The sequence below is a fragment of the Teichococcus aerophilus genome (genome assembly GCF_014490485.1).
In the GTDB taxonomy this organism is placed as follows: domain Bacteria; phylum Pseudomonadota; class Alphaproteobacteria; order Acetobacterales; family Acetobacteraceae; genus Pseudoroseomonas; species Pseudoroseomonas aerophila.
Genome location: NZ_JACTVA010000003.1, coordinates 91825 through 114694, shown reverse-complemented (window position 1 = coordinate 114694; position 22870 = coordinate 91825). Strand labels below are relative to the sequence as shown.

Genomic DNA, 22870 nt, shown 5'->3' with positions numbered 1-22870 from the left:
GCGTGCCGGGCCGTCAACACCCTCGCTTCGGTTGTCAGCCAGACTTTACAGGCAGCGTGGCCCTGACAAAGCAGGAAGGTTGGTCCTGAGCCGGCCACCGAGGCCACACTGTGGGTGGAACGTGGCTCCATGGGGCTCACGCCGATTTCTCGATGTTCCAGAACAGCGAGACGGGGCTAGGCACCATGCCCGTCACCTTCCGGTTGAAGGCGTTGGGAATGAAGTACTGGCCGAGCGGGATGACCGGCGGTTCCTGGAACGCCAGCGCCTGCATCTGCCCCGCCACGCCGCGCTGCTCCTCCACCGAGGGGGCGGAGAACCAGCTATCTCGCAGCGCTTCCATCCGCGGGTTGGGGGAGGTGCCGTAGAGATGCAGGTGGCTGACCGGATTGGTGATCCACAGCCCGCCCCAGGCGACGCAGTAGGCGTGCCACGTCCCGCGCTCGGCGGCGCCGGCGGCCAGCGCGCGGCTGGAGACGCTGCCCCAGTCCAGGCTCTGGTAATCCACCGTCAGGCCGATCTCCTGCATCATCTGCCGCGCCACGGGCGACATGGCGGCGGCGGAGGCCAGGTCGGTCGCCGCCATCTGGATGATGGTCTCGCCCTTGTAGCCGGACTGCTTCACCAGCTGCCTGGCGCGCTCCACGCTGCGCGGGCCGGTAATAGCCTCCATCCCGGCCGGGCTGGCGGCAGGGGAGCCGGGCAGGAAGAAGCCGACATCGTCGCGATACAGGCTGGGCTCGCCGCCGACGATGGATTGCATGTAGTCGCCCTGCACCGTCGCGGGCAGCAGGGCACGGCGCAGCGCCGGGTTGTCGAAGGGCGGCGCGCTGACATTCAGCCGTAGCTCGGACCAGAAGCCGAAGGGGTCCAGCGCCTGCACCTGCAAATCCCGCCGCCCGCGGATGGTGGGCAGCAAATCGGCCAGCGGTCGTTCCAGCCAGTCGACCTCGCCGGTCTGCAGCGCCGCGATGGCGGTCGCCGGGTCCGGCATGATCTTCCACTCGATGCGTTCCAGCTTCGCCACCTTGCCGCCGGCCCACATGTCCGGCTTCTCCTGCCGGGGCACATAGCGCGGGTTGCGGGCGAACACGGCGGACGCCCCGGCCACCCATTCATCCTGCTTGAAGATGAACGGGCCGCTGCCGGTGAAGTCGGTGACGGCGGCGCTGGCCGGGGTGGCGGCCACACGTTCCGGCATGATGAAGCAGGAGGTGGCGCCGAAGCCGTAGAGTAGCTGGTTGTAGGGTGCCTTCAGCCGGATCTCGAACGCGCGGTCGTCCACCGCGCGCATCTCCTGCAACTGCGCGGCGAGGCGGCGGCCGAACAGGTCCCGCTGCGCCCAGCGGTTGATGGAGGCGACGCAGTCGGCCGCGCGCACCTTCTCCCCATCATGGAACAGCAGGCCCTCGCGCAAGCGGAAGCGCCAATGCAGCTTGTCGTCCGAGAGCTCGTAGGATTCCACCATCTGCGGCTGCGGCACCAGCTTGCTGTCCAGCGCGAACAACTGGTCCCAGATCGCCATCGCCGCCGTCAGGGCGATCAGCGCGCTGGACTGCAGCGAGTCTAGCGTGTGCAGGTTGGCATGCGGCACCAGCCGCAGCGTGCTGGCCGCCGACTGGGCCAAAGCGGGCCGGTGCAGCAACCCGGCGGAGGCCAGGGCGGCACCGCCCAGCAGGGCGCGGCGGGGAAAGGCATTCGCGGAACCAGGCATGGCCGACCTTCCGGATATGGCCAAGCCAGCGTGCAGCACTCTCCCCGGCGTCTACAAGCCGCTTCGTCCGGGCACGGTCACCAACGATGTACGGGGTGACCGTGCTTCTGCATTCCACGCGTGCGGGTTGCCCGGCGTTCGGCCAACCGGCGCCAGGCGACCGCGCGTCAGGCCTTGATGGCGGCTGTCACCTTGGCCAGGGCCTGGGCATGCACCGCAGGGTTCAGCCAGCGGAACACCGCCGCCACTTCGTGCTTCGGGTCGATCCAGATGATATTGCCGCCGGCGCCCTGCGCGAAGAAGCTCTCGCGGCTGACGCCGGGGAAGCGCCCCTGGCCGTTCAGCCACCACAGCAGCCCGTAATCCTTGTTCAGCGCGCTGGGGGTGGTGCAGGCGGCGACCCAGCCTTCCGGCAGCACCTGGCGGCCGTTCCACAGGCCGTTCTGCAGCATCAGCTGGCCGATGCGCAGTTGGTCCTCCGCATGCGTCACCACGCCGCCGCCCCAATGGCCGCCGCCGGAGACCGACGGCATGCTCTGCCCATCGATCTCGACGAAGCTGGTGGAGTAGCCGTTCCACTGCCAATCCTGGCTGCCGCCAATCGGGTCCATGATCCGTTCGGCGAAGACCTGCGGCAGCGGGCGCCGGAAGCGGTGCAGCAGCGCCAGGGCCAGCGCGTTGACGCGGACGTCGTTGTATTCCCAGTAGGTGCCGGGGGTCTGCATCGGCCGGTCGCTGCCCTTCGGCCCGGTGCCCTCCCGCTTCAGGTCGCGCCCACGGTCGATGCGGTCGGCCTTGCCGAACAGGGTGCCTTCCCACTCGCTGGTCTGGTTCAGCAGCATGCGCCAGGTGATGGCGCCGTTATGCGGGCCGCTGAAGGCCGGGTCGCTGACGCTGGCGGAGACCTTCTCGTCCAGGTCCCGGATCAGCCCGTCGCTCAGCGCCAGGCCGGCCAGCAGCGCGATGTAGCTCTTGGCCACGCTGAAGGTCATGTCGGATTGCAGCGGGTTGCCCCACTGTGCCACGCGCTGGCCGCGCCGCAGCAGCACGCCGTTCGGCCCACCGCGCGGGAAGACCGGGCCGAGCACCTCGTTATCCGGCGCCGGCTCGAAATACCCGGCATCGAGATGGGTGCGGATATCGCGCGGGAAGGGCGAGTCATTCGCCTCGACGAACGCGATGGCGTCCGCCAGCGCGGCGGCATCGAAGCCGGCATCGGCGGGGGCGAGGGCAGGGAAGGTTTGGACGTTCATGCAGGCCACGGTGCCGCCAGGGTGGCGCGCCGACAAGAGGGGGGGGATGCGCGCACGGCCAAGGCGCACCATTTCATCCATCACTCCACATTTCGGACGGAGACCGCCCATGACCAACGACTCCACCCCGCAGACCGCCATCCTGGGCGGCGGCTGCTTCTGGTGCATCGACGCCGCGTTCCGGGACCTGCAAGGGGTGACCGAGGTGGTCTCCGGCTATGCCGGCGGCCATGTGGATCACCCGACCTACGAGCAGGTCTGCGGCAAGCAGACCGGCCACGCCGAGGTGGTGAAGGTGGTGTTCGACCCCGCCACGGTCAGCTACGCCGACCTGCTGCGGATGTTCTTCACCCTGCATGACCCGACCACTAAGGACCGCCAGGGCGCCGATGTCGGCCCGCAGTACCGCAGCACCGTCATGCCGCTGGACGAGACGCAGGAGCAGACCGCCCGTGCCGTGATGGCCGAACTGGAAGCCGCCCAGCTGTGGCCGGCGCCGATCGTCACCACCATCGAGCCCGCCGGGACGTTCTGGCCGGCCGAGCCCGAGCACCAGGACTACTTCACCCGCAACCCGTGGTCCGGCTACTGCCGTGCCGTGGTGGCGCCGAAGGTGGCCAAGTTCCGCAAGAGCTTCGCGAGTCGGCTGAAGTCGCACGCAGCGTGATGGGGTTATCCGGGGGCTGAATACGCGGACGGCGCCTGGGCTCTACAGCCCGGCGCCGTCAAACGCGCGTCCCATTACGGGATCTTCCTCCCCAAACTCGGCTTGCGGAAGCAGTCCCGAGAGGCCCCTTCTTAGCAGGTCTTATATAAGACACAAGTCTGATTCAGCTGCTGCCTTGATCAAGCCGCAAGGATCGGGAAAACACTGGGTGACGCCTGCGATGGCGGGCACTGCTGCTGGAAACCCATCACCGCCATGTCGACGAGCACGCCCACACCCCCGCCGGAGCGGCTCGATGCCCGCCCGCTCTATCAACAGGTCGAGTCGGTGCTGATTGGCAGGATTGCCAGCGGTGCCTGGCCCCCTGGCCATTCCCTGCCGGCGGAGCCGGAACTGGCGTCCGAGCTCGGCGTCTCCCAGGGCACGGTCCGCAAGGCGCTGGCGGAGCTGGAACGCCGCAACCTGATCGAACGTCGGCAGGGGCGGGGCACCACGGTGCTGCGCCACACCGGCGATACGGCCCGCTTCCACTTCTACCGTCTGCGCGACCTGGACGGGGCGGAGGTCATCTCCCGCATCGTCGTCCTCTCCTGCGAACCGGCCGAGGCCGATGCGGCGGAGGCGGCGGCGCTGAAGCTGCCCGAGGGCACGCCCGTGTACCGCCTGCGGCGGATTCGCCTGGTCGAAGGCGCGCCGCGAATCTTCGAGCGCTGCACCCTGGTGGCCGAGCGGCTGCCCGGCTTCCACCTGCCGGAGGGCGAATTCTCCACGGAGCTCTATGTCCACTTCCAGCGCGCCCATGGCGTGACCGTGGAGCATGCGGAGGAAGAGCTCTCCGCCCAGGCTGCCGGGCCGGAAGAGGCCACGCTGCTGGGCTTGGAGCAGGGAACGCCCTTGCTGATGGTGGAGCGGATCGCCTATGACATCGCCCGCCGCGTGGTCGAGCACCGCGTCTCGTTGATCGACACCAAGCGCTATCGTTACGCCGTCCGGCTCGACTGACGGTTACGACTCCAGCAGCAATGCTTGCACCCCCCGGGGGGCGGTGGTATTGGCCCCGCCTTCCTTATTGACCGCTGACGACTACAGCACGACCAGAGAGAGAGGCCCGGCGCCATGGCCGTTCCGAAGAGAAAAGTTTCGCCGTCCCGCCGTGGCATGCGTCGCAGCCATGAGGCCCTCGGCACCGAGGCGTACCATGAGTGCGCGAATTGCGGTGAGCTGAAGCGCCCGCACCACATCTGCGCTTCTTGCGGCCACTATGACGGCCGCGAGGTCGTCTCGGCTGGTAAGGCCTTGAAGGCCGCGGTTCGCGTCTGATCGGCTGACCGCGCCCAGGGATTTTCCGTACCTTGTCTCAGGTATCTTCTTCCCCGGGCGTGATCGCTCAGAATCCGAAGATCGGTGCGTATGATCTGGCCATCGATGCGATGGGCGGGGATCACGCGCCGGTTTCGGTGCTGGACGGGCTGGAAATCGCCGCGGAACGCCACCCCAACGCGCATTTCCTGCTGGTGGGTGACGAAGCCACCCTGCAGCCGCTGTTGGCCAAGCGTCCGCGCGCGGCCAAGGCCTGCACCATTCGCCATGCCCGGGAAGCCATCCCCGGTGACATGAAGCCGACGGCCGCGTTGCGGGTCCGCCAGTCCTCCATGCGCATCGCCATCGATGCCGTGGCGGGGCAGGAGGCCGCCGGCGTCGTCTCCGCCGGCAATACCGGCGCGCTAATGGCCCTCGGCAAGATCGTCGTGAAGTCGCTGCCGGAGATCGACCGGCCGGCGCTGGCCGCTATCGGCCCCTCCGCCCGCGGCGACGTGGTGCTGCTGGATCTCGGTGCCAACATTGTCTGCGATGCGCGCAACCTGGTCGAGTTCGCGGTGATGGGCGATGCCTTCGCCCGCGCCGTTCTCGGCCTGCCCAATCCTAGCATCGGCCTGATGAATGTCGGCAGCGAGGAGCTGAAGGGCGACGAGCGCGTGCGCCTGGCGTCCGAGATGCTGAAGGCCTCCCCGCTGGCCGCCAACTTCCACGGCTTCGTGGAGGGGCACGACATTACCGCCGGCACGGTGGACGTGATCGTCATGGACGGCTTCACCGGCAATGTCGCGCTGAAGACGGGCGAGGGCGCCCTGAAGCTGTTCGGCGGCCTGCTGAAGCAGAGTTTCACCTCCTCCTGGCTCTCCAAGCTTGGTTACCTGCTCGCCCGCCCGGCGCTGGAGCGGTTGCGCGAGTGGATGGACCCGAGGCGTTATAATGGCGCCGTGTTGATCGGCCTGAACGGCCTGGTCGTGAAGAGCCATGGCGGCACCGATGCGCTGGGCTTCGCCCATGCCGTCGACGTGGCGATGGACATGGTGACCAACCGGGTCAACGACCGGATCCGGGAAGGGCTGGCCGCCATGCCCTCCCGCAACCGGGCGACGGCGAGCCTGACAACAGACTGATTCCATGGGCGACAGGCGCTTGCCGCCGGGCCCGCCTTGCGGATATCTGCCCCCATGATCTCCTCTTCCCAGGACATTCGCGCCGTCATCATCGGCACTGGCGGCTATCTGCCGGAGGAAGCGCTGGATAACGATGCGGTCGCCGCACGCTACCAGCTGGACACCTCCGACGCCTGGATCGTCGAGCGCACCGGCATCCGCCGCCGCCACATCGCCGCCGCCGGCCAAATGGCAAGCGACATGGCGGCCGAGGCCGCACGCGCCGCGCTGGCCCAGGCCGGGGTGGATGTGTCGGAGGTCGATGCGATCATCGTGGCCACCGCCACGCCCGATTCGGCGTTTCCCTCCACCGCCGCTCGCGTCCAGGCCAAGCTGGGCGTGACGCAGGGCTTCGCCTTCGACATTTCCGCCGCCTGCACCGGCTTCGTCTACGCGCTCTCCGTCGCCGATGCGATGCTGCGGGCCCGGCAGGCGCGCTGCGCGCTGGTCATCGGGGCCGAGGTGTTCAGCCGCATCGTCGACTGGACCGACCGTGGCACCTGCGTGCTGTTCGGCGATGGCGCCGGCGCCGTGGTGGTGCGTGCCACCGAGGGCGGGGAGCGCGGCGTGCTTTCCACCCACCTGCATGCCGACGGCAACCACGCTGATATCCTGCTGGTCGACGAAGTGGCCGGCGTGGTGCGGATGACGGGGCGGGAAGTGTTCCGCCATGCCGTATCCAAGCTGGCATCTGTGGTGGACGAGGCCCTGGCCGCCAATGGGCTGCAAAAGTCCGACGTGAAGTGGCTGGTACCGCACCAGGCGAACCGCCGCATCATCGAGGCGATGGGCAAGAAACTTGGCCTGCCGGCCGAGCAGGTGGTGATGACGGTGGACCGCCACGCCAACACCTCCGCCGCCTCCATCCCGCTCGCGCTGGCGGAAGCTACGCGGGACGGGCGCATCCAGCAGGGCGACTTGGTGCTGATGGAAGCCATTGGCGGCGGCTTGACCTGGGGCGCGGCGCTGGCCCGTTTCTGATTCCTGCGGTTCATTATTTGCACCGCGCTGCAGCAATTTGCTAATTATCTAAGCATATCAGCCGCTTGTCGTGGAATTTTCATTCCATTTCAATCGCACGGACCCCTTTGCTTTGTAAGAGGGCCGACTGTATGTTCCGCCCGCCCAGCGGGGGGCCAGCCGATCAGGCTGCTCCCTCTGAGGCCGGGGGATCAAGTTCAATGCTGATCACATTGCCGCCTGATTACAGGCCCTCGGAATCCGAGGAATTCATGAGCCCCCTGCAACAGGAGTATTTCCGCCAGAAGCTGTTGCGCTGGCGGCAGGACCTGTTGCGTGAGGCTGGCGACACCCTGGCGAGCTTGAGCAAGGGTGGTATCTCCGAGGCCGATCTGACCGATCGTGCCAGCGTGGAGACCGACCGCGCCCTGGAATTGCGGACACGCGACCGTGCCCGCAAGCTCATCTCCAAGATCGACCAGGCGCTGGAGCGGATTGCCAATGGCAGCTACGGCTATTGCGACGAGACGGGCGAGCCCATCGGCCTCCGCCGGCTCGAGGCACGGCCGATCGCCACCATGTCGATCGAGGCGCAGGAGCGCCACGAGCGTATGGAGCGCGTGCACCGCGACGATTGAAGCCGGTGGCCTCGGCCACCATGTTACGGTCAAGGCCATGGGCGACGCCCGATGCGCCGCGATACGGGCAAATGGGCGCCTCGGGGCGCCCGGCTTTGCCTGAAGAAGGCCTTACTGCTTGCAATAAGGCCCGATCCAGGGCATGTGCCGCCCCCATGGCCGGCTTCCGGATGACTCGCTTGCGGGTGACGGAACGACGGGAAGCTGCGACGGTTCCGGTATGAAGGTGACCAGGGTTCCCTGGTCCAGTGACAGCCCTGCCGATGGTGGGGCTGGTATCGGTGGTCGGAGCAACCGGGCTTAAGAAGGTTATAAGCGAGGACGCAGCCACGGGAAGCTGCGACCGGCTTGCATCATGATTCCCGCGCGGCTCGCGCCGCGACGCGTATGGAGGCCCACGTGGCGCGCACCCCGCTCAACATGATCCGCAATATTGGTATCACGGCGCATATCGACGCCGGTAAGACGACGACCACCGAGCGGATTCTCTACTACACCGGCAAGTCCCACAAGATTGGTGAGGTCCACGAGGGCAACACCACGACCGACTACATGGACCAGGAGCGTGAGCGTGGCATCACGATCACCTCCGCGGCCGTGACGGCGGAGTGGAAGGGCCACCGGATCAACGTCATCGACACCCCGGGCCACATCGACTTCAACATTGAAGTCAACCGCTCGCTGCGCGTGCTTGATGGCGCGGTGTTCGTGATCGAGGGCGTCGCCGGCGTGCAGCCGCAGTCCGAGACCAACTGGCGCCTGGCCGACCGCTACAGCGTCCCGCGCATCATCTACATCAACAAGCTCGACCGCACCGGCGCCGATTTCTATCGCGCGGCTGATACGCTGACCGAGAAGCTGGGCATCACCTGGGTGGCCCTGCAGCTGCCGATCGGCATCGAGGACACCCTGAAGGGCGTCGTCGACCTGGTCGAGATGAAGGCGCTGATCTGGGAAGGCGACGAGCTCGGCGCCAAGTACCACGACGCCCCGATCCCCGACGACCTGAAGGAGAAGGCGGCCGAGTACCGCCAGACCTTGCTCGACACCGCCCTGTCGGTCGACGACGCGGCGATGGAAGAGTACTTCGACAAGGGCGACGTCTCCGTCGAGACCCTGAAGAAGTGCATCAAGAAGGGCACGATCTCCGGCGCCTTCCGCCCGGTTGTCTGCGGTTCTTCCTTCAAGAACAAGGGCGTGCAGCCGTTGCTGGACGCCGTGTGCGACTACCTGCCGAGCCCGGTTGAAGTCGCCGGCATCATGGTGGCCCCCGAGGAGGGCGAGGAAGAGAACCTCGACCGCCGCGTCATCGAAGTGAGCGAGACCGCGCCGTTCTCCGCGCTCGCTTTCAAGATGATCAACGACAAGTACGGCAACCTGACCTTCATCCGCGTTTATGCCGGCGTCGTGCGCCAGGGCGATACCGTCCTGAACACGGCCAAGGGCAACAAGGAACGCATCGGCCGCATGTTCCAGATGCACGCCGACAAGCGTGAGGAAGTGAAGGAAGTGTTCGCGGGCGACATCGTCGCCATCGTGGGCCTGAAGGATACCCTGACGGGTGACACCCTGGCCGACCCCGCGGACCCCGTCGTGCTGGAGCGCATGGCCTTCCCGGTGCCCGTCATCGACATCTCGGTCGAGCCGAAATCGAAGGACGGCGTCGAGAAGATGACGCTCGGCCTGCAGAAGCTGGCCAGCGAGGACCCCTCGCTCCGCCTGAAGACCGACCAGGAAACCGGCCAGACCATCCTGTCCGGCATGGGCGAGCTGCACCTCGAGATCATCATCGACCGCCTGAAGCGCGAATATGGCGTGGACGCGAATATCGGTGCGCCGCAGGTGGCCTATCGTGAGACGATCACGAAGTCCCACACCGAGATCTACACCCACAAGAAGCAGTCGGGTGGCTCGGGCCAGTACGCCGAGGTGAAGATCACCTTCGAGCCGAAGGAGCGGAACGAGGGCGTCGAGTTCGTCAACGCCGTCGTCGGTGGCTCGGTGCCGAAGGAATACATCCCGGCCGTCGACAAGGGCATCAAGGTGCAGGCCGAGACGGGCGTGCTCGCCGGCTTCCCCACGGTGGACTTCAAGTACTCCCTGGTGGACGGCAAGTACCACGACGTCGACTCCAGCGCCCTGGCGTTCGAAATCGCCGCCAAGGCCTGCTTCCGCGAAGGCATGAAGAAGGCCGGCCCGGTCATCCTCGAGCCGATCATGGACGTGGAAGTCACCACCCCGCAGGATCACGTCGGTGACGTGGTGGGCGATCTCAACCGTCGCCGCGGCGTCATCCAGAGCCAGGATATGGCCGGCACCTCGGTCATCGTCCGTGCCCATGTGCCGCTGAAGGAGATGTTCGGCTACATCTCCAACCTGCGTGGCATGACGAAGGGCCGTGCGTCCTTCTCCATGTCCTTCCACCACTACGATCCGGTGCCGCGCAACGTCGCCGAAGAGATCGCGAAGAAGAGCGCCTGAGGGCGCAGGCGCGGCCCCGCCGGCAAAGGCGGGCCGTGCCGCAACCCGGTACCGGGGACGGTCTTCCGTTCCCCGTTGCCGGGATCATGCTTCGGCAACGACGCGGGCGAGTCATCGCCCGCGTCGTTTGCATTTTGGGGCCAGGCTCCACGGGTGGCGCGGAAGGTCTGTTCCACGCCATCTGCGAGGCGGTGCTACTCGGCGCGCAGCATCCGCTGCACCCGGGTGAAGCGGCCCGCCAAGGCCCGGCAATGGCAGGCCACATGCGGTGCGATCTGCTCGCACCACACCCGCGTCGCGGCATTGCCGGCGGTCAGGCGGGCTGCGGTCTCCCGCGCCTCGCTGGCCAGCCGGGCCTCATCGACGCCCAGCACCTTGCCGTCCCGCAACTTCCAGGCGCCGCCGACCATCACGTCCCGCACCGCGCTGCCATCCTCGGTCCAGACCAGCTGGTTGGCGGCGTTGTTCAGCGGCAGCCAGTTGATGTGGTCCAGGTCCAGGAAGGTCAGGTCTGCCAGCTTTCCGGCGGCGATGACGCCGGCATCCAGCCCCAGGATGGCGGCGGAGCCACTCGTGGCCAGCTTCACCGTCTCCGGCGTGCCTAGCCACTCAGCCTCCTCCGCGCCCTCCCACAGGCGGGAAGCGAAGGCCGCCAACCGCATGGATTCAAACATGTTCTGGTTGTCGGAGGAGGAAGAGCCATCCGTCCCGATCCCCACCGTCACCCCCGCCTGCAACGCTGCCCGCACCGGCGCGACGCCGGAAGCCAGCCGCATGTTGGCACCGGGGTTATGCGCCAGCCCGGCGCCGCGCTGGGCGAGCAGGGCGAGATCCTCCGGCGTCAACCACACGCCGTGGGCAACGCTGAAGCGCTCCGTCACCAGGCCCAGCCTGTCCATGTGCGCCAGCAGGGTGGAGCCGTAGGTGACTTCGCCACCGGCGGCTTGGTAGCGGGCCTCGGAGACATGGCTCTGCATCCGCAGGCCGTACTCGTCGGCCAGGCGCTGGCAGCCCTGCATGAAAGCGTCGGAGCAATGCAGCGGGATGGTGGGGGCGATGCCCAGGGCAATGCCGGCGGCGCCGTGGCGCCACTGGCGGGCCACGCCGTCCAGCGTCGCCAGGATGGTGTCGGTCTCCATCATGCGCATGCCGGCGGCGCGTTCCCGGTGCTCTTCCGGCAGGGCCTCGACCAGCCCGGGCGTCGCCTGGAAGAAGGTGCGGTCGGCGATCATCGGTGCCAGCACCGCGCGCAGCCCGGCGGCGCTGTAGGCCTCGGCAATCGCGTCCAGGCCGTCGGCGGTCGGGCCAGGGAACTCGGCATGCAGGTCGAAGGCGGCGGTGCAGCCCTTCTTCAGCATCTCAACGGCGTTCAGCGTGGTGGAAAGCCGCTTCTCCGCCAGCCCGCGGCCACCGCCGACCCAGGGGGCGTGCGCCAGCAGCAACGCCAGGTCCCATTTGTCGCCAACGCCCTTGGCCAGCGCGCCATGCCCATGGCTGTGCGCATTGACCAGCCCGGGGATGATCAGCCGGCCGGCGGCGTCGTGCTGCTGCGCATCGTCCACCACCGCGTCGGGCGGCAGGATGGCGGCGATGCGGTCGCCTTCGATCAACAGGGAGGCGAGGGGGGCGGAGTCGGCCTCCGGGGTCAGAACCCGGGCACCGGTGATGAGCATGCGTGTCATGCTGCCATCGGTCCAGAGCCCGGGGCGAATGGCAAGCCCCGCGATGCCCGGCTATATGCGCCGCTGCGCAGCGGAGACCAGAATGACAGTCGGCATCGATATGGGCAGCACCAACACCGGGGCGCCAGCCATCCTCGACCTGGAGGAATTGCTGGCGACGCGCTTGCTGGTGCAGGGCAATTCCGGTTCCGGCAAGTCACACCTGCTGCGGCGGCTGCTGGAGCAGTCGGCGCCCTGGGTGCAGCAGGCCATCATCGACCCGGAGGGCGATTTCGTCACCCTGGCCGATCGCTTCGGCCACCTGGTGATCGACGCGGCCGAGCATACCGAGGCCGCCTTGCAGCGCGCGGCGGACCGGGTGCGGACCCACCGCGTCTCCGTCGTGCTGAACCTTGAGGGGCTGGATGCGGATGGGCAGATGCGCCACGCCGCCGCCTTCCTGGGCGGCCTGTTCGATGCCGACCGCGACTACTGGGCGCCCATGCTGGTGGTGGTGGACGAGGCGCAGCTGTTTGCCCCCGCCGCCGCCGGCGAGGTGTCCGATGAAGCCCGGCGTGCGTCCCTCGGTGCCATGGCCAACCTGATGTCGCGTGGCCGCAAGCGTGGCCTGGCCGGAATCATCGCCACCCAGCGCCTAGCCAAGCTGGCGAAGAACGTGGCGGCCGAGGCGTCCAACTTCCTGATGGGCCGCACCTTCCTCGATATCGACATGGCCCGCGCCGCCGACCTGCTCGGCATGGAGCGGCGGCAGGCGGAGATGTTCCGGGACCTGCCGCGCGGCAGCTTCGTCGCCCTCGGCCCCGCGCTCTCCCGCCGCCCGTTGCCAGTGAAGATCGGCGCTGTGGAGACGGAGTCGCGCGGCACCAACCCGTCACTGATCCCGCTGCCGCAGACCGCGCCGGAAGATGCGCGGGAACTGGTGATGAGCGCCGCGGCGCAGCCGGACCCGGTGCGGCTGCCGCCCCGCCGCCCGCCGGCCGCGCCGCCGCCGGATATCCTGGCGCAGCTGGCGCAGGCCCGCCCCACCATCGCCCAGCCGCGTGCAGAGCCGGCGCCGACGCCTGAGGAGGCCGCCGCCCGCAAGCGCCGGCTGGAGGAGATCCTGCGACAGATCCTGGCGGAGCCGGAGGCGGCGTTCCGCAACGTCTCCGTCCTGTACCAGGATTTCCTGGTGCGGCTGCGCATTCACGCCGTGCCAGGCAAGCCGCCGGAAATTCCCGCTTTCCGCCGCATGCTGGCGGTGGCCCGTGCCGGCGTCTCGGCCGAGGCAGCGGAGGGCGAGGAATGGCAGCGGGTCCAGGCCCGCGCCGCCCTGCTGCCGGAGGATGTGCAGGGCGTGTTCCTGCTGCTGGCCCGTGCCGCGCTGGAAAAGGCGCCGTGCCCGTCGGATGCGGTGATCGCCCAGGCCTATGGCACCCGCTCCGCCGGGCGGGCGCGTCGGCTGCTCTCCTACATGGAGGAGCAGGGCGCCATCGTCTGCCGGCCGGATGCCGCCGGGCGCCGCATCGTCGCCCTGGTGGAACTGGGCTGGGAAACCGCGCCGGGCGATCCCAACCTCGTCTGAAACCGAATGGTGCGTTCAGTTTCGCGTCAGGGGGCGGTGATGCCCCGCGCCGTCATCTCGAATTCCGGCAGCCGCGCCTCGAACTCCGCCTTGTCCGCCACGCAGACCATGGAGGTGCGGCCGCGCGGCGTTTCCATGATGGTGAAGTAGGTGCGGATCTGCGCAGCGCGTGGCGGCAATTGCGGGCGGGGCTTGATGTCCCCCACCATCACCAGGGCGCGCAGGGGGCCATAATCCGCCGTGCCGGCCGAGGTAATGTCGTAGATCGGGCCCAGGGCGGCCCGGGCGGCTTCCTGCCAGGGCGGCTGGCTGATCGCGCCGTTGATCTGCGCCTGGGTCAGGTTGGCGTTCTGGGCGGCGGGGGTGAAGGCCACCTGGCAGCCGGTCTCCTGCTCACCCGGGCGTTGGATGGAGAAGCGGGCCGCACTGCGCTGGCCGGGGTCCTCGGCCTTCGCGGCGTAGCCGGGCGGCGGATTCACGGCCAGGCCGCTGGCCGCATCCCGCAGCGGGGCGGCCGTGGCAGGGGCCAGCAGGGCGCTGCCGGCCAGCAGGCTGAAGGCCAGGAAGCTCGCGGGGCGCAGCATCGGCATCATCTCCGTCATCCACCGGATGAGATAGGGCAGCCCGTCCCCCGCCGACAGGCCGCCCTGGCGGAGATTGCGCGTCAGACCTGCCGTTCGGTGGCCGGCGGCAGGAACTTGTCGGTGAACATGCTGGCGGCGGCGGGCGGGTTCTGGATGCCGTAGGCCTCGGCATTCACCTTCACCAGCGTCTCCGCCCGCGCCATGTCCAGGTAGCCGAAGCCGTTCTGCTTGACGTTGGGCGTCAGGATGCAGCGGTCCCGCGTCATGGCGAAGCGGCGGGCTTCCAGCTTGTCGTCAAACAGCGGCTCCCGCTTCTTCAGCGCGGCCATGCCGGCGGGCACGTCCGCCAGCAGCGCGCGCAGGCCCAGGATGGAGGATTTCACGAAGGCGGCGGCGGCCTGCGGGTTCTTCTCGAGCCAATCTGCGCGGGCGACCACGGCGCTGCCATACAGGTCCAGCCCATTCTCGGCATACGGCCAGGCGACGATGTCCTCCTCCTTGATGCCGACGCCGACGAGGTTGAAATAGGTGGTGAACAGGAAGCCCGTCACCGCATCCACCTGCCCCTGGGCCAGCATCGTGTCCCGCAGGTTGGAGGCCATGCTGGTCCACTGGATGTTGCCGATGGGGATGTTGGCGGCACGGGCGAAGGCCGGGAAGATCATGCGGCTGGCCTCGCCTTCCGGCGCGCCGAGCTTCTTGCCCGCCAGCCCCTGCAGGGAAGTGATGCCGCTGCGCTTGGTGGTGATCACCGCCGCCGCCGTCCGGTCGAACACCTGGTAGATGGAGACCAGGCGCTTGTCCGGGTTCTCGGCATTCAGCTTCACGGCGGTGCTGATGTCGGTGAAGCCGATGTCGTAGGCACCGGCCGCCACCTTCACGGCCGTATCGCCCGAGCCGAAGCCGCGATCCATGCGGACGGAGAGGCCGTTCTCGCGGAAGATGCCCTTGTCCTCCGCCAGCGCCCACATGCCGTGGTTGCCCTGCAGCGCCCAGTCCAGCGTGAAGCGGATCGGCGTGGCCTGGGCCGAGGCCGGGCGGATCGCCGGCATGGCGAGGGCCGCGCCGGCGGCGGCGGTGAGGAAGTGGCGACGCTGCATGAGGTGGTGCTCCCGTTTCCCTGCAGGAAACCGGAACGAAGCCAGGGCAGTCAACCGGAGTAGGCGGCCAAAATCAGCCACTTAGGCAGTGTTTGCCACTACTTTGTGCAAAGCCTGCCTCGGTTTCGCCCAGCAGACCATGAGGGTAGGGCCCGTTCACATTCGTTCACGTCCCATGCCCCCGGTCTTCATCCGGCCGCGTGACCCAGGGTTTAGGGCGTCTCGGCCGGCGGGCGGATCAGCAGGGCATCCCGCACCACGGAGCGGAACTCCCGCCTGTGCAGCTCGGAGAGCACCAGGATGCTGCTGAGGATCAGCGCCACCGGGTGAACAATCCAGGCCAGCGCAGCCAGCCCGAAGTAATAGGCGCGCAGGCCGGTGTTGAAATGGCGGGCGCCCCGGTTGGCCACCTGGGCGGCCACGTCCGCCTGCGGCGTCCAGTCCGGCCCGCGGCCCAGCCCGCCGATGCAGGTGCTGCAGTAGTTGAACTGGCGCAGCGCCCAGGTCAGCTCGAAGAAGGCGCGGACGAAGATGAAGATCAGCAGGAACAGGCGCAGTTCCCATGCCGCCGGGTTCTCCGGCACCGCCGCGAAGGGCACCGCGCCGAATACCCGCCGCCCAATCTCCGGCGCACCCAGCAGCGCCACCAGGCCACCCAGAATGAAGATGCTGGTATTGGCCAGGAAGGAGGTGCTGGTCATCAGATTGCCGATGATGCTGATGTCGGCGATGCGGTTCTCGCGGGAGAGCAGCATGCGCATCCAGCGGCCGCGATGCTCGTCCATGGCGGCGATGACGCTGCGGGCGCGGATGGCCGGCACCCGGTCCACCACACTCGCATAGCCGGCCCAGCAGAGTACGAAGACGGCCAGGGCGAGCCAGTCCAGAGTCGTCAGCGGAATGTCCATGGGAAACCGGAAGCAAGGGGGATGCCAGCTTGCGGGCGGCACGAAAAAGGGCGGGGGCCTCGCGGCCCCCGCCCGGAACGAAACGCGGCCGAAGCCTCGTTTCAGCCCATCTTCTTCTGCAGGTTCTCGTCCAGCTTCGCCAGGAAGTTCTGGGTGTTCAGCCAGGGCTGGTCCTTGCCGATCAGCACGGCCAGATCCTTGGTCATGTAGCCGGACTCGACCGTCTCGATGCAGACCTGCTCCAGCGCGGTGGCGAAATCCACCACGTCCTGGGTGCCGTCGAACTTGCCGCGATAGGCCAGGCCACGGGTCCAGGCGAAGATCGAGGCGATCGGGTTCGTGCTGGTCTCACGGCCCTTCTGGTGCTCGCGGTAGTGGCGCGTCACCGTGCCGTGGGCGGCCTCGGACTCGACCGTGTTGCCATCCGGCGCCAGCAGCACCGAGGTCATCAGGCCAAGGGAGCCGAAGCCCTGCGCCACGATGTCGGACTGCACGTCGCCATCGTAGTTCTTGCAGGCCCAGATGTAGCCGCCTTCCCATTTCAGGGCGGAGGCGACCATGTCGTCGATCAGGCGGTCCTCGTAGACGATCCCGCGCTTGTCGAACTCGGCCTTGAACTCCGCGTCGAAGATGGCGCGGAAGATGTCCTTGAACTGGCCGTCATAGGCCTTGAGGATCGTGTTCTTGTGGCTGAAGTAGACGGAGTAATTGCGGGCCAGGCCGTAATTGAAGCTAGCGCGCGCAAAACCCTCGATCGAGGCGTTCAGGTTGTGCTGGCCCATGAACACGCCGGGGGCCTTGAACGGGAAGTCGCCGATCTCGACCGGGGCGCCGCCGCCCTCGGGCGTGTAGGTCATCGTGACCTTGCCGGCTCCGGGGATCTTCATCTCGACCGCGCGGTAGATGTCGCCATAGGCATGGCGGCCGACGACGATCGGCTTGGACCAGTGCGGCACCAGCCGGGGCACGTTCTGGCAGATGATCGGCTCGCGGAAGATGGTGCCGTCGAGGATGTTGCGGATCGTCCCGTTCGGGGAGCGCCACATCTTCTTGAGGCCGAATTCCTTCACCCGCGCCTCGTCCGGGGTGATGGTGGCGCACTTCACGCCCACGCCGTACTGCTTGATGGCGTTGGCGGCATCGACCGTGACCTGGTCGTCCGTCTGGTCACGATACTCGATGCCGAGATCGTAATACTTCAGATCGACGTCGAGGTAGGGGGTGATCAGCTTGTCCTTGATGAACCCCCAGATGATGCGGGTCATCTCATCGCCGTCGAGCTCGACGACCGGGGTCTTTACCTTGATCTTGGCCATGCTGATCCTCGTCTGGACAGTTTTCGTATCCGCCCCGCCGGCGGGTGGCCGAGGCCAGCCCCCGATGGTCTGAATGGCGCGGAACATCGCACCGGGGCGCGGGAACGGCAAGGGTGGGGGGTGACACCAGCGGTTCTCGCGCACGCAAAAAGGTTCTATCAGCGGCGGAATGCTCGCCGCTGGGTGCCCCTGACATGCTGAAGCGCTTCTTCGCCTACTACCGGCCGCACCGGGGCCTGTTCCTGCTCGATTTCGGCTGCGCGGTGCTCTCCGGCCTGCTGGAACTGGGCTTCCCCCTGGCGGTGCGCGGCTTCATCGACCACCTGTTGCCCGGCCAGGACTGGACGTTGATCCTGCTGGCCTCGGCGGCGCTGCTGGCGGTGTATGTCACGAATACCGGCCTGATGATGATCGTGACCTACTGGGGCCACGCGCTGGGCATCAACATCGAGACGGAGATGCGCCGCAAGGCGTTCGACCACCTGCAGAAGCTCTCCTTCCGCTTCTACGACAACCAGAAGACCGGCCACCTCGTCGCCCGCGTCACCAAGGACCTGGAGGAGGTGGGGGAGGTCGCCCACCACGGGCCGGAAGACCTCTTCATCGCCATCATGACCTTCATCGGCGCCTTCGCGCTGATGTTCATGGTGCACCCGCAACTGGCCTTCATGACCGCCATCATCGTGCCGCTGACCGGCTGGCTCTCCAGCCACTACGGCAGCCGGATGACGGCCACCTGGCGCGCCATCTACGGCCGCGTCGGCGCCTTCAACGCGCGGATCGAGGAGAATGTGGGCGGCATGCGCGTCGTCCAGGCCTTCGCCAACGAAGCGCATGAGAAGGCGCTGTTCGCCGAGGACAACGCCAAGTACCGCACCACGAAGCTGGAGGCCTACAAGATTATGGCCGCCAGCACGACCATCAGCTACCTCGGCATGCGGCTGACGCAGATGGTGGTGATGATCGCCGGCAGCTACTTCGTCATCCGGGGCGAGCTGAGCGCGGGCGGCTTCGTCGGCTTCCTGCTGCTGGTCGGCGTGTTCTTCCGCCCGGTCGAGAAGATCAACGCGGTGCTGGAAACCTACCCCAAGGGCATCGCCGGCTTCCGCCGCTATACCGAGCTGCTGGATACCGAGCCGGACATCACCGATGCGCCGGACGCCATCGCCGTCACCAGCCTGAAGGGCGACATCCGCTACGAGCATGTCAGCTTCGGCTATGGCGGTGGCAGGACCGTGCTCAGCGACATTTCGCTGGAGATCAAGGCGGGGGAGACGGTGGCCTTCGTCGGCCCCTCGGGCGCCGGCAAGACCACCATCTGCTCCCTGCTACCCCGCTTCTACGAGGCTGATGGCGGGCGCATCACCATCGACGGCATCGATATCCGGCAGATGACGCTGGCCTCGCTGCGCGGGCAGATCGGCATCGTGCAGCAGGACGTGTTCCTGTTCGCCGGCACGTTGCGGGAGAACATCGCCTATGGCCGCCTGGGTGCCAGCGAGGCCGACATCCTGGAAGCCGCCCGCCGCGCCAAGCTGGATGCGGTGATCGCCGGGCTGCCGGCGGGGCTGGATACGGTGGTGGGGGAGCGTGGCGTGAAGCTCTCCGGCGGGCAAAAGCAGCGCCTGGCCATCGCGCGGATTTTCCTGAAGAACCCGCCCATCCTGATCCTGGACGAAGCCACCAGCGCCCTGGATACCGAGACAGAGCGCGCCATCCAGCAATCGCTGGCCGAACTCTCGGTCGGGCGGACGACGCTGACCATCGCGCACCGGCTGGCCACCATCCGCAATGCGGACCGGATCGTCGTCGTCGACACCACCGGCATTGCCGAGCAAGGCCGGCACCAGGACCTGGTGGCGGCGGGTGGCATCTATCGCCGCCTGCACGAGGCGCAGGCGGGCATCCAGCAGGCCTCCTAGCGGCCGGACTGACGCTGGCGGGCCCTGCGGCCTTCATCCTGGCCGATCTCGTAGCCACGCTGGCGGATCCAGGCATCGGCGGCGGCCTGCCCGTCCCGGGCGGCACGGCGGTGATATTCCGGCGTCAGGCCCCTAACGCGTTCCCGGACGCGGGCCTTGGCCGCTTCGTCCAGTGGCGAGGCGGCATCGCCACCCTGGCGCTGCTGCACCTCGTGCACGCGGGGCGGCTGTTCCTGCTGTAGGTAGCGATCATCCGGGGCGTGGTGGCCCGGCTCTGCCGAGGTCATGGACGGAACCGGCATGCGCGCCTGCGCGGTGCCCGCCATGGTCGGCAGGAGCACAAGGGATGTGGACACCATGGCAATCCGTGCAAGCCGCATGCGCTTCTCCTAATAATCTGCCAAAGGTAAACCGACCTTCATCGTTGCGTTCCGAACCCTTGGGCACATTCATGTCTCGCGGCTGGCCCGGGATCGTCCTGCCGCGCCATCGGTCGCCGGGGGCCTGGCCCCGCTGTCAGCGATAATAGCCGCGGCGAGGGGCGTAGTAGCCGCTGTGATGGCGGCGCGGAGGCGGGCCGTAATAGCCACGGTCGTAGTGATGGCCACGGCTGTAACGCGGGCCGTTGTCGCTAGCGGCACCGACCACCAGCGCGGTGGCGAGACCCGCACCGGCGCCAAGCGCCAGGGTGCTACCCCAATCGGTCGAGCCATCGGGGTTCTGGCAGGCGCCCAGGAAGAGGCTGCCGGCCAGGGCGAGGATCGGAAGAGCGTGACGGCGGATCATGGTTCATTCCTCCTATGAGGAAGAACATGACGGCCCCGCAAGGCGTTGCATGGACGTAATCAGGGCGATTCGGTGGTGAATTGCGGCAAAGATGGCGGGCAGGTCAATCGCGATTGGGTGAGAAGGCGTTGAAGGTCTGCAAAGTATAGGTGTCCTTCACGCCAGGAATGCTCTGCACCCGCTCCACCACGAACAGGCCGATATCCTGCTCCGTACCCAGGTAGAACTTGCCCAGAAGGTCGTACTGGCCGGACACCGAATGCATCTCGGACAATTCCTCGATGGTATCCGCCATTTCGCGCGCCACTTCGTAGGCGCGGCCCATGTCGCACTTGATCATCACGAAAATCGCACGCATCGCATCTCTGCCCTTGGCTGACATTCGCCCCGGAACTGTCGGGGGCGCGCCACCATCGCCCGATCCGCCGGGCGGGGCCAGGGGCGGCACCGTGATTCCCCCGAGTCCGAAGCGGTTCCTTAAGGCCTGCGCGTCCAGATTGCGCCCGGGCCGGCCATGCAGGCGGCCGTCACGAGGACGCTTCCACAATGAATGGTCTCTCCGCCGCCCTGGCGCGCCGCATGATGCTGCTCCTTCCGCTCTGCGCCGCCGCGGTTACGCCTGCCATGGCCCAGGGCCAGCAGGATTTCACCTTGGTCAACCGCACCGGCTACGAGATTCGGGAGCTGTATGTCGGCCCCTCGCGCAGCAGCAACTGGGGCCGGGACATCCTGGGCGAGGGCGTGTTGCCGGCGAACCAGCGCCGCGACATCCGCTTCTCCTCCGGTACCAGGGACTGCGCCTACGACATCAAGGTCGTCTACAGCGACGACGACACGGCCGAGTGGGGCAACCTGGACCTGTGCAAGATCTCCCGCGTCTCCCTGTTCTGGGACGCGACACGCCAGGTCAGCCGCGCCGAAGTGGAGTGAGAGCGCTGGTGGGGGGAAGCACTCCCCCACCAACCTTTTGTCAGTCCCCGACCGCCACGCCTTCCCGCCGCGGGTCGGCACCGCCCAGCAGGCCGGTCGGGGTAATGACGATGGCTTGCAGGCCGGAATTCATCTCCCGTGCCTCGGCCCGGTGTCCGCGCGCCTGCAGGCCCGGCACCAACGCGGCGGCGGCCGTCCCGGCCTCCAGCTCCAGCCCGGCGCCGACGGTGCCGATATGCGGCAGGGAAACCGCCGCCTGCGGGTCCAGCCGCCAATCCAGCAGCCCGACCAGCGCCTGCGTCACGTAGCCGATGATGCGCGCCCCGCCCGGCGATCCGACCGCCGCGAACAAGGTGCCGTCCCGGTTGAACACCAGGGTGGGGGACATGGAGGAACGCGGCCGCTTGCCCCCCTGAACGCGGTTGGCCACCGGGCGACCATCCACCTCCGGCCGGAAGGAGAAGTCGGTCAGCTCGTTGTTCAGGAAGAAGCCGCCCACCATCAGCCGGGCGCCGAAGGCATCCTCCACCGTCGTGGTCATCGAGACGGCGTTGCCGGCGGCATCGACGATGGAGAGGTGGCTGGTGCCGTATTCCGGCTGCAAGGGCTGTGGCGCCAGCGCGGTATCCCGCCAGCGGGGGTTGCCGGCACGGGGCGTGGCAATGGCGCGGTCCATTTCCACCAGTTGGGCCCGGCCGGTCAGGTAGGCGGGGTCCACCAGCCCGCGCAGCGGCACCGGCACGAAATCGGCATCCGCCAGGTAAAGGTTGCGGTCGGCGAAGGCCAGGCGCCCGGCCTCGCCGATCAGGTGCGCGGCATCCAGCCCGCGCGGGTCCAGCAGCGCCAGCGGGAAGTGCTCCAGCACGCCCAGGATCTCGGCCACGGCGACGCCGCCGGAACTAGGCGGCGGGAAGCCGCAGACGACGAAGGCGCGATAGGGGCCGCAGAGTGGCTCCCGCTGCTTCGGCGAGTAGCCGGCGAGATCCCCCGCCGTCATGCCGTTGCCCTGGTCCCCATGGCTGCCGACGGCGGCGACGATTTGCGCGGCGATCGGCCCGGTCTGCAGGGCGGCGGCGCCGCGCTCGGCCAGGGCGCGCAGCGTGGCGGCCAGGGCCGGGTTCTTCAGCACGTGGCCGGCCGGCCAGGGCTTGCCATCGGCGTCGAAGAAATAGGCGGTGGCGGCCGGGTTGCGCTTCAGCCGTTCGGCATCCGCCGCCACCTGCATGGCCAGCCGGGCGGAGATGGGGAAGCCTTCCTCGGCCAGCTTGATCGCTGGGGCGAACAGGTCCGACCATGGCAGGCGGCCCTCGGCGGCATGGGCGGCCGCCAGCATGGGCATAACCCCAGGCACGCCGACGCTGCGGCCGGACAGCACGGCCTCGTAGAACGAGAGGGGAGAGCCGTCGGGCTTCAGGAACAGGCTGGGCGTGGCGGCGGCCGGTGCCGTCTCCCGCCCATCCCAGGCGGAGACGTTCCGGCGGGCGGCATTCCAATGCATCAGCAGCGCGCCGCCGCCGATGCCGGAGGATTGCGGCTCCACCAGCGTCAGCACTGCCTGGGCGGCGATGGCGGCGTCCACGGCGGTGCCGCCCTGGCGCAGCATGGCCAGCCCGGCCTCGGCGGCCAGGGGGTGGGCAGCGGCCACCATCTGCCGCGTGGTACGCGCCGGTGCCCGTTGCTCAGCGGTGGTTGCAACCGGCGCAGGCTGCTGCGCCAGCAGGGGCGCGGGCAGGATGGCGGCGCCCAGCATCAGCAGCCCGGCCAGGGTGGCCCGTCGCGGCGTGGGGTAGCGCGGGCCGGGGTGGCGCGAAAGGTGGCGCATGGGGGTGGCAGTCTCCCTTGGATCGCCAGCAAGCTTGCATCCGCGCCGCGCGATGTCACC

21 protein-coding genes are annotated in these 22870 nt (G+C 68.1%); 10 read left to right on the top strand and 11 right to left on the bottom strand.

What is annotated here, in order from left to right; translation table 11 throughout:
- Positions 1-136: 136 nt before the first annotated feature.
- Positions 137-1714, bottom strand: a complete 1578-nt coding sequence (locus tag IBL26_RS02975; RefSeq protein ID WP_187782957.1) for an ABC transporter substrate-binding protein — start codon at positions 1712-1714, stop codon at positions 137-139.
- A 167-nt stretch (positions 1715-1881) separates the two neighbouring features.
- Complete coding sequence (locus IBL26_RS02970) at positions 1882-2967, bottom strand: serine hydrolase domain-containing protein (protein ID WP_187782956.1); 1086 nt, start codon at positions 2965-2967, stop codon at positions 1882-1884.
- Positions 2968-3076: 109 nt separating this feature from the next.
- On the opposite strand from IBL26_RS02970, the gene msrA reads away from it, so the two are divergent.
- The 7 genes from msrA (at position 3077) to fusA (ending at position 10196) form a co-directional block, all read left to right on the top strand.
- Positions 3077-3634, top strand: coding sequence for a peptide-methionine (S)-S-oxide reductase MsrA (msrA, locus tag IBL26_RS02965; protein WP_187782955.1), 558 nt, complete (start codon positions 3077-3079; stop codon positions 3632-3634).
- A 255-nt stretch (positions 3635-3889) separates the two neighbouring features.
- Entirely contained in the window at positions 3890-4636 is a 747-nt protein-coding gene (locus IBL26_RS02960; RefSeq protein WP_187782954.1) for a GntR family transcriptional regulator, read from the top strand.
- A gap of 114 nt (positions 4637-4750) precedes the next feature.
- Complete coding sequence (gene rpmF, locus IBL26_RS02955) at positions 4751-4954, top strand: 50S ribosomal protein L32 (protein ID WP_187782953.1); 204 nt, start codon at positions 4751-4753, stop codon at positions 4952-4954.
- A gap of 59 nt (positions 4955-5013) precedes the next feature.
- Positions 5014-6078 (top strand): phosphate acyltransferase PlsX, encoded by a 1065-nt coding sequence (plsX, locus tag IBL26_RS02950; protein ID WP_187782952.1) that lies wholly within the window; start codon positions 5014-5016, stop codon positions 6076-6078.
- Between the two features lie 54 nt (positions 6079-6132).
- A complete protein-coding gene (locus tag IBL26_RS02945; protein WP_187782951.1) occupies positions 6133-7098 on the top strand; it encodes a beta-ketoacyl-ACP synthase III in 966 nt (321 codons plus the stop codon).
- A 203-nt stretch (positions 7099-7301) separates the two neighbouring features.
- Positions 7302-7715, top strand: a complete 414-nt coding sequence (gene dksA / locus IBL26_RS02940; RefSeq protein WP_187783070.1) for an RNA polymerase-binding protein DksA — start codon at positions 7302-7304, stop codon at positions 7713-7715.
- 387 nt (positions 7716-8102) lie between these two features.
- Positions 8103-10196: an elongation factor G gene (gene fusA, locus IBL26_RS02935; protein WP_194443482.1), complete on the top strand. Its 2094-nt coding sequence runs from the start codon at positions 8103-8105 to the stop codon at positions 10194-10196.
- A 194-nt stretch (positions 10197-10390) separates the two neighbouring features.
- On the opposite strand, the gene IBL26_RS02930 is transcribed toward fusA, so the two are convergent.
- Positions 10391-11878: an amidohydrolase family protein gene (locus tag IBL26_RS02930; protein WP_187782949.1), complete on the bottom strand. Its 1488-nt coding sequence runs from the start codon at positions 11876-11878 to the stop codon at positions 10391-10393.
- 82 nt (positions 11879-11960) lie between these two features.
- Here IBL26_RS02930 and IBL26_RS02925 point away from each other — a divergent pair, with 82 nt between their 5' ends.
- Positions 11961-13442 (top strand): ATP-binding protein, encoded by a 1482-nt coding sequence (locus tag IBL26_RS02925; protein WP_187782948.1) that lies wholly within the window; start codon positions 11961-11963, stop codon positions 13440-13442.
- A 26-nt stretch (positions 13443-13468) separates the two neighbouring features.
- On the opposite strand, the gene IBL26_RS02920 is transcribed toward IBL26_RS02925, so the two are convergent.
- From IBL26_RS02920 to IBL26_RS02905, 4 genes are all read right to left on the bottom strand, one after another.
- Positions 13469-14026: a hypothetical protein gene (locus IBL26_RS02920; protein ID WP_194443475.1), complete on the bottom strand. Its 558-nt coding sequence runs from the start codon at positions 14024-14026 to the stop codon at positions 13469-13471.
- An 80-nt stretch (positions 14027-14106) separates the two neighbouring features.
- Positions 14107-15126: an ABC transporter substrate-binding protein gene (locus IBL26_RS02915; protein WP_187782946.1), complete on the bottom strand. Its 1020-nt coding sequence runs from the start codon at positions 15124-15126 to the stop codon at positions 14107-14109.
- A 212-nt stretch (positions 15127-15338) separates the two neighbouring features.
- Positions 15339-16034: a DUF599 domain-containing protein gene (locus tag IBL26_RS02910; RefSeq protein ID WP_187782945.1), complete on the bottom strand. Its 696-nt coding sequence runs from the start codon at positions 16032-16034 to the stop codon at positions 15339-15341.
- A gap of 101 nt (positions 16035-16135) precedes the next feature.
- Complete coding sequence (locus IBL26_RS02905) at positions 16136-17350, bottom strand: NADP-dependent isocitrate dehydrogenase (RefSeq protein WP_187782944.1); 1215 nt, start codon at positions 17348-17350, stop codon at positions 16136-16138.
- A 194-nt stretch (positions 17351-17544) separates the two neighbouring features.
- Between IBL26_RS02905 and IBL26_RS02900 the strand changes: the two genes are divergently transcribed.
- Positions 17545-19272, top strand: coding sequence for an ABC transporter ATP-binding protein (locus tag IBL26_RS02900; protein ID WP_187782943.1), 1728 nt, complete (start codon positions 17545-17547; stop codon positions 19270-19272).
- On the opposite strand, the gene IBL26_RS02895 is transcribed toward IBL26_RS02900, so the two are convergent.
- From IBL26_RS02895 to IBL26_RS02885, 3 genes are all read right to left on the bottom strand, one after another.
- Positions 19269-19652, bottom strand: a complete 384-nt coding sequence (locus IBL26_RS02895; RefSeq protein ID WP_187782942.1) for a hypothetical protein — start codon at positions 19650-19652, stop codon at positions 19269-19271. The genes IBL26_RS02900 and IBL26_RS02895 overlap by 4 nt on opposite strands.
- A gap of 136 nt (positions 19653-19788) precedes the next feature.
- Entirely contained in the window at positions 19789-20058 is a 270-nt protein-coding gene (locus IBL26_RS02890; RefSeq protein ID WP_187782941.1) for a hypothetical protein, read from the bottom strand.
- Positions 20059-20161: 103 nt separating this feature from the next.
- A complete protein-coding gene (locus tag IBL26_RS02885) occupies positions 20162-20416 on the bottom strand; it encodes an Lrp/AsnC family transcriptional regulator (RefSeq protein ID WP_187782940.1) in 255 nt (84 codons plus the stop codon).
- A gap of 188 nt (positions 20417-20604) precedes the next feature.
- Here IBL26_RS02885 and IBL26_RS02880 point away from each other — a divergent pair, with 188 nt between their 5' ends.
- Positions 20605-20988, top strand: a complete 384-nt coding sequence (locus tag IBL26_RS02880; RefSeq protein WP_241748935.1) for a hypothetical protein — start codon at positions 20605-20607, stop codon at positions 20986-20988.
- Between the two features lie 40 nt (positions 20989-21028).
- Here the strand turns inward: IBL26_RS02880 and ggt are convergent, their stop codons facing one another.
- Positions 21029-22810, bottom strand: coding sequence for a gamma-glutamyltransferase (gene ggt, locus IBL26_RS02875; protein WP_187782939.1), 1782 nt, complete (start codon positions 22808-22810; stop codon positions 21029-21031).
- Between the last annotated feature and the right edge of the window lie 60 nt (positions 22811-22870).

What these genes read in the sequence shown, in the direction of transcription:
- IBL26_RS02895 (WP_187782942.1), bottom strand. Translation starts at nt 19,652, where the DNA reads ATGCGGCTTGCACGGATTGCCATGGTGTCCACATCCCTTGTGCTCCTG.
- msrA (WP_187782955.1), top strand. Translation starts at nt 3,077, where the DNA reads ATGACCAACGACTCCACCCCGCAGACCGCCATCCTGGGCGGCGGCTGC.
- IBL26_RS02885 (WP_187782940.1), bottom strand. Translation starts at nt 20,416, where the DNA reads ATGCGTGCGATTTTCGTGATGATCAAGTGCGACATGGGCCGCGCCTAC.
- ggt (WP_187782939.1), bottom strand. Translation starts at nt 22,810, where the DNA reads ATGCGCCACCTTTCGCGCCACCCCGGCCCGCGCTACCCCACGCCGCGA.
- IBL26_RS02910 (WP_187782945.1), bottom strand. Translation starts at nt 16,034, where the DNA reads ATGGACATTCCGCTGACGACTCTGGACTGGCTCGCCCTGGCCGTCTTC.
- IBL26_RS02890 (WP_187782941.1), bottom strand. Translation starts at nt 20,058, where the DNA reads ATGATCCGCCGTCACGCTCTTCCGATCCTCGCCCTGGCCGGCAGCCTC.
- IBL26_RS02945 (WP_187782951.1), top strand. Translation starts at nt 6,133, where the DNA reads ATGATCTCCTCTTCCCAGGACATTCGCGCCGTCATCATCGGCACTGGC.
- IBL26_RS02925 (WP_187782948.1), top strand. Translation starts at nt 11,961, where the DNA reads ATGACAGTCGGCATCGATATGGGCAGCACCAACACCGGGGCGCCAGCC.
- IBL26_RS02920 (WP_194443475.1), bottom strand. Translation starts at nt 14,026, where the DNA reads ATGCTGCGCCCCGCGAGCTTCCTGGCCTTCAGCCTGCTGGCCGGCAGC.
- IBL26_RS02900 (WP_187782943.1), top strand. Translation starts at nt 17,545, where the DNA reads ATGCTGAAGCGCTTCTTCGCCTACTACCGGCCGCACCGGGGCCTGTTC.
- IBL26_RS02930 (WP_187782949.1), bottom strand. Translation starts at nt 11,878, where the DNA reads ATGACACGCATGCTCATCACCGGTGCCCGGGTTCTGACCCCGGAGGCC.
- IBL26_RS02960 (WP_187782954.1), top strand. Translation starts at nt 3,890, where the DNA reads ATGTCGACGAGCACGCCCACACCCCCGCCGGAGCGGCTCGATGCCCGC.
- IBL26_RS02915 (WP_187782946.1), bottom strand. Translation starts at nt 15,126, where the DNA reads ATGCAGCGTCGCCACTTCCTCACCGCCGCCGCCGGCGCGGCCCTCGCC.
- IBL26_RS02880 (WP_241748935.1), top strand. Translation starts at nt 20,605, where the DNA reads ATGAATGGTCTCTCCGCCGCCCTGGCGCGCCGCATGATGCTGCTCCTT.
- IBL26_RS02905 (WP_187782944.1), bottom strand. Translation starts at nt 17,350, where the DNA reads ATGGCCAAGATCAAGGTAAAGACCCCGGTCGTCGAGCTCGACGGCGAT.
- rpmF (WP_187782953.1), top strand. Translation starts at nt 4,751, where the DNA reads ATGGCCGTTCCGAAGAGAAAAGTTTCGCCGTCCCGCCGTGGCATGCGT.
- fusA (WP_194443482.1), top strand. Translation starts at nt 8,103, where the DNA reads ATGGAGGCCCACGTGGCGCGCACCCCGCTCAACATGATCCGCAATATT.
- IBL26_RS02970 (WP_187782956.1), bottom strand. Translation starts at nt 2,967, where the DNA reads ATGAACGTCCAAACCTTCCCTGCCCTCGCCCCCGCCGATGCCGGCTTC.
- IBL26_RS02975 (WP_187782957.1), bottom strand. Translation starts at nt 1,714, where the DNA reads ATGCCTGGTTCCGCGAATGCCTTTCCCCGCCGCGCCCTGCTGGGCGGT.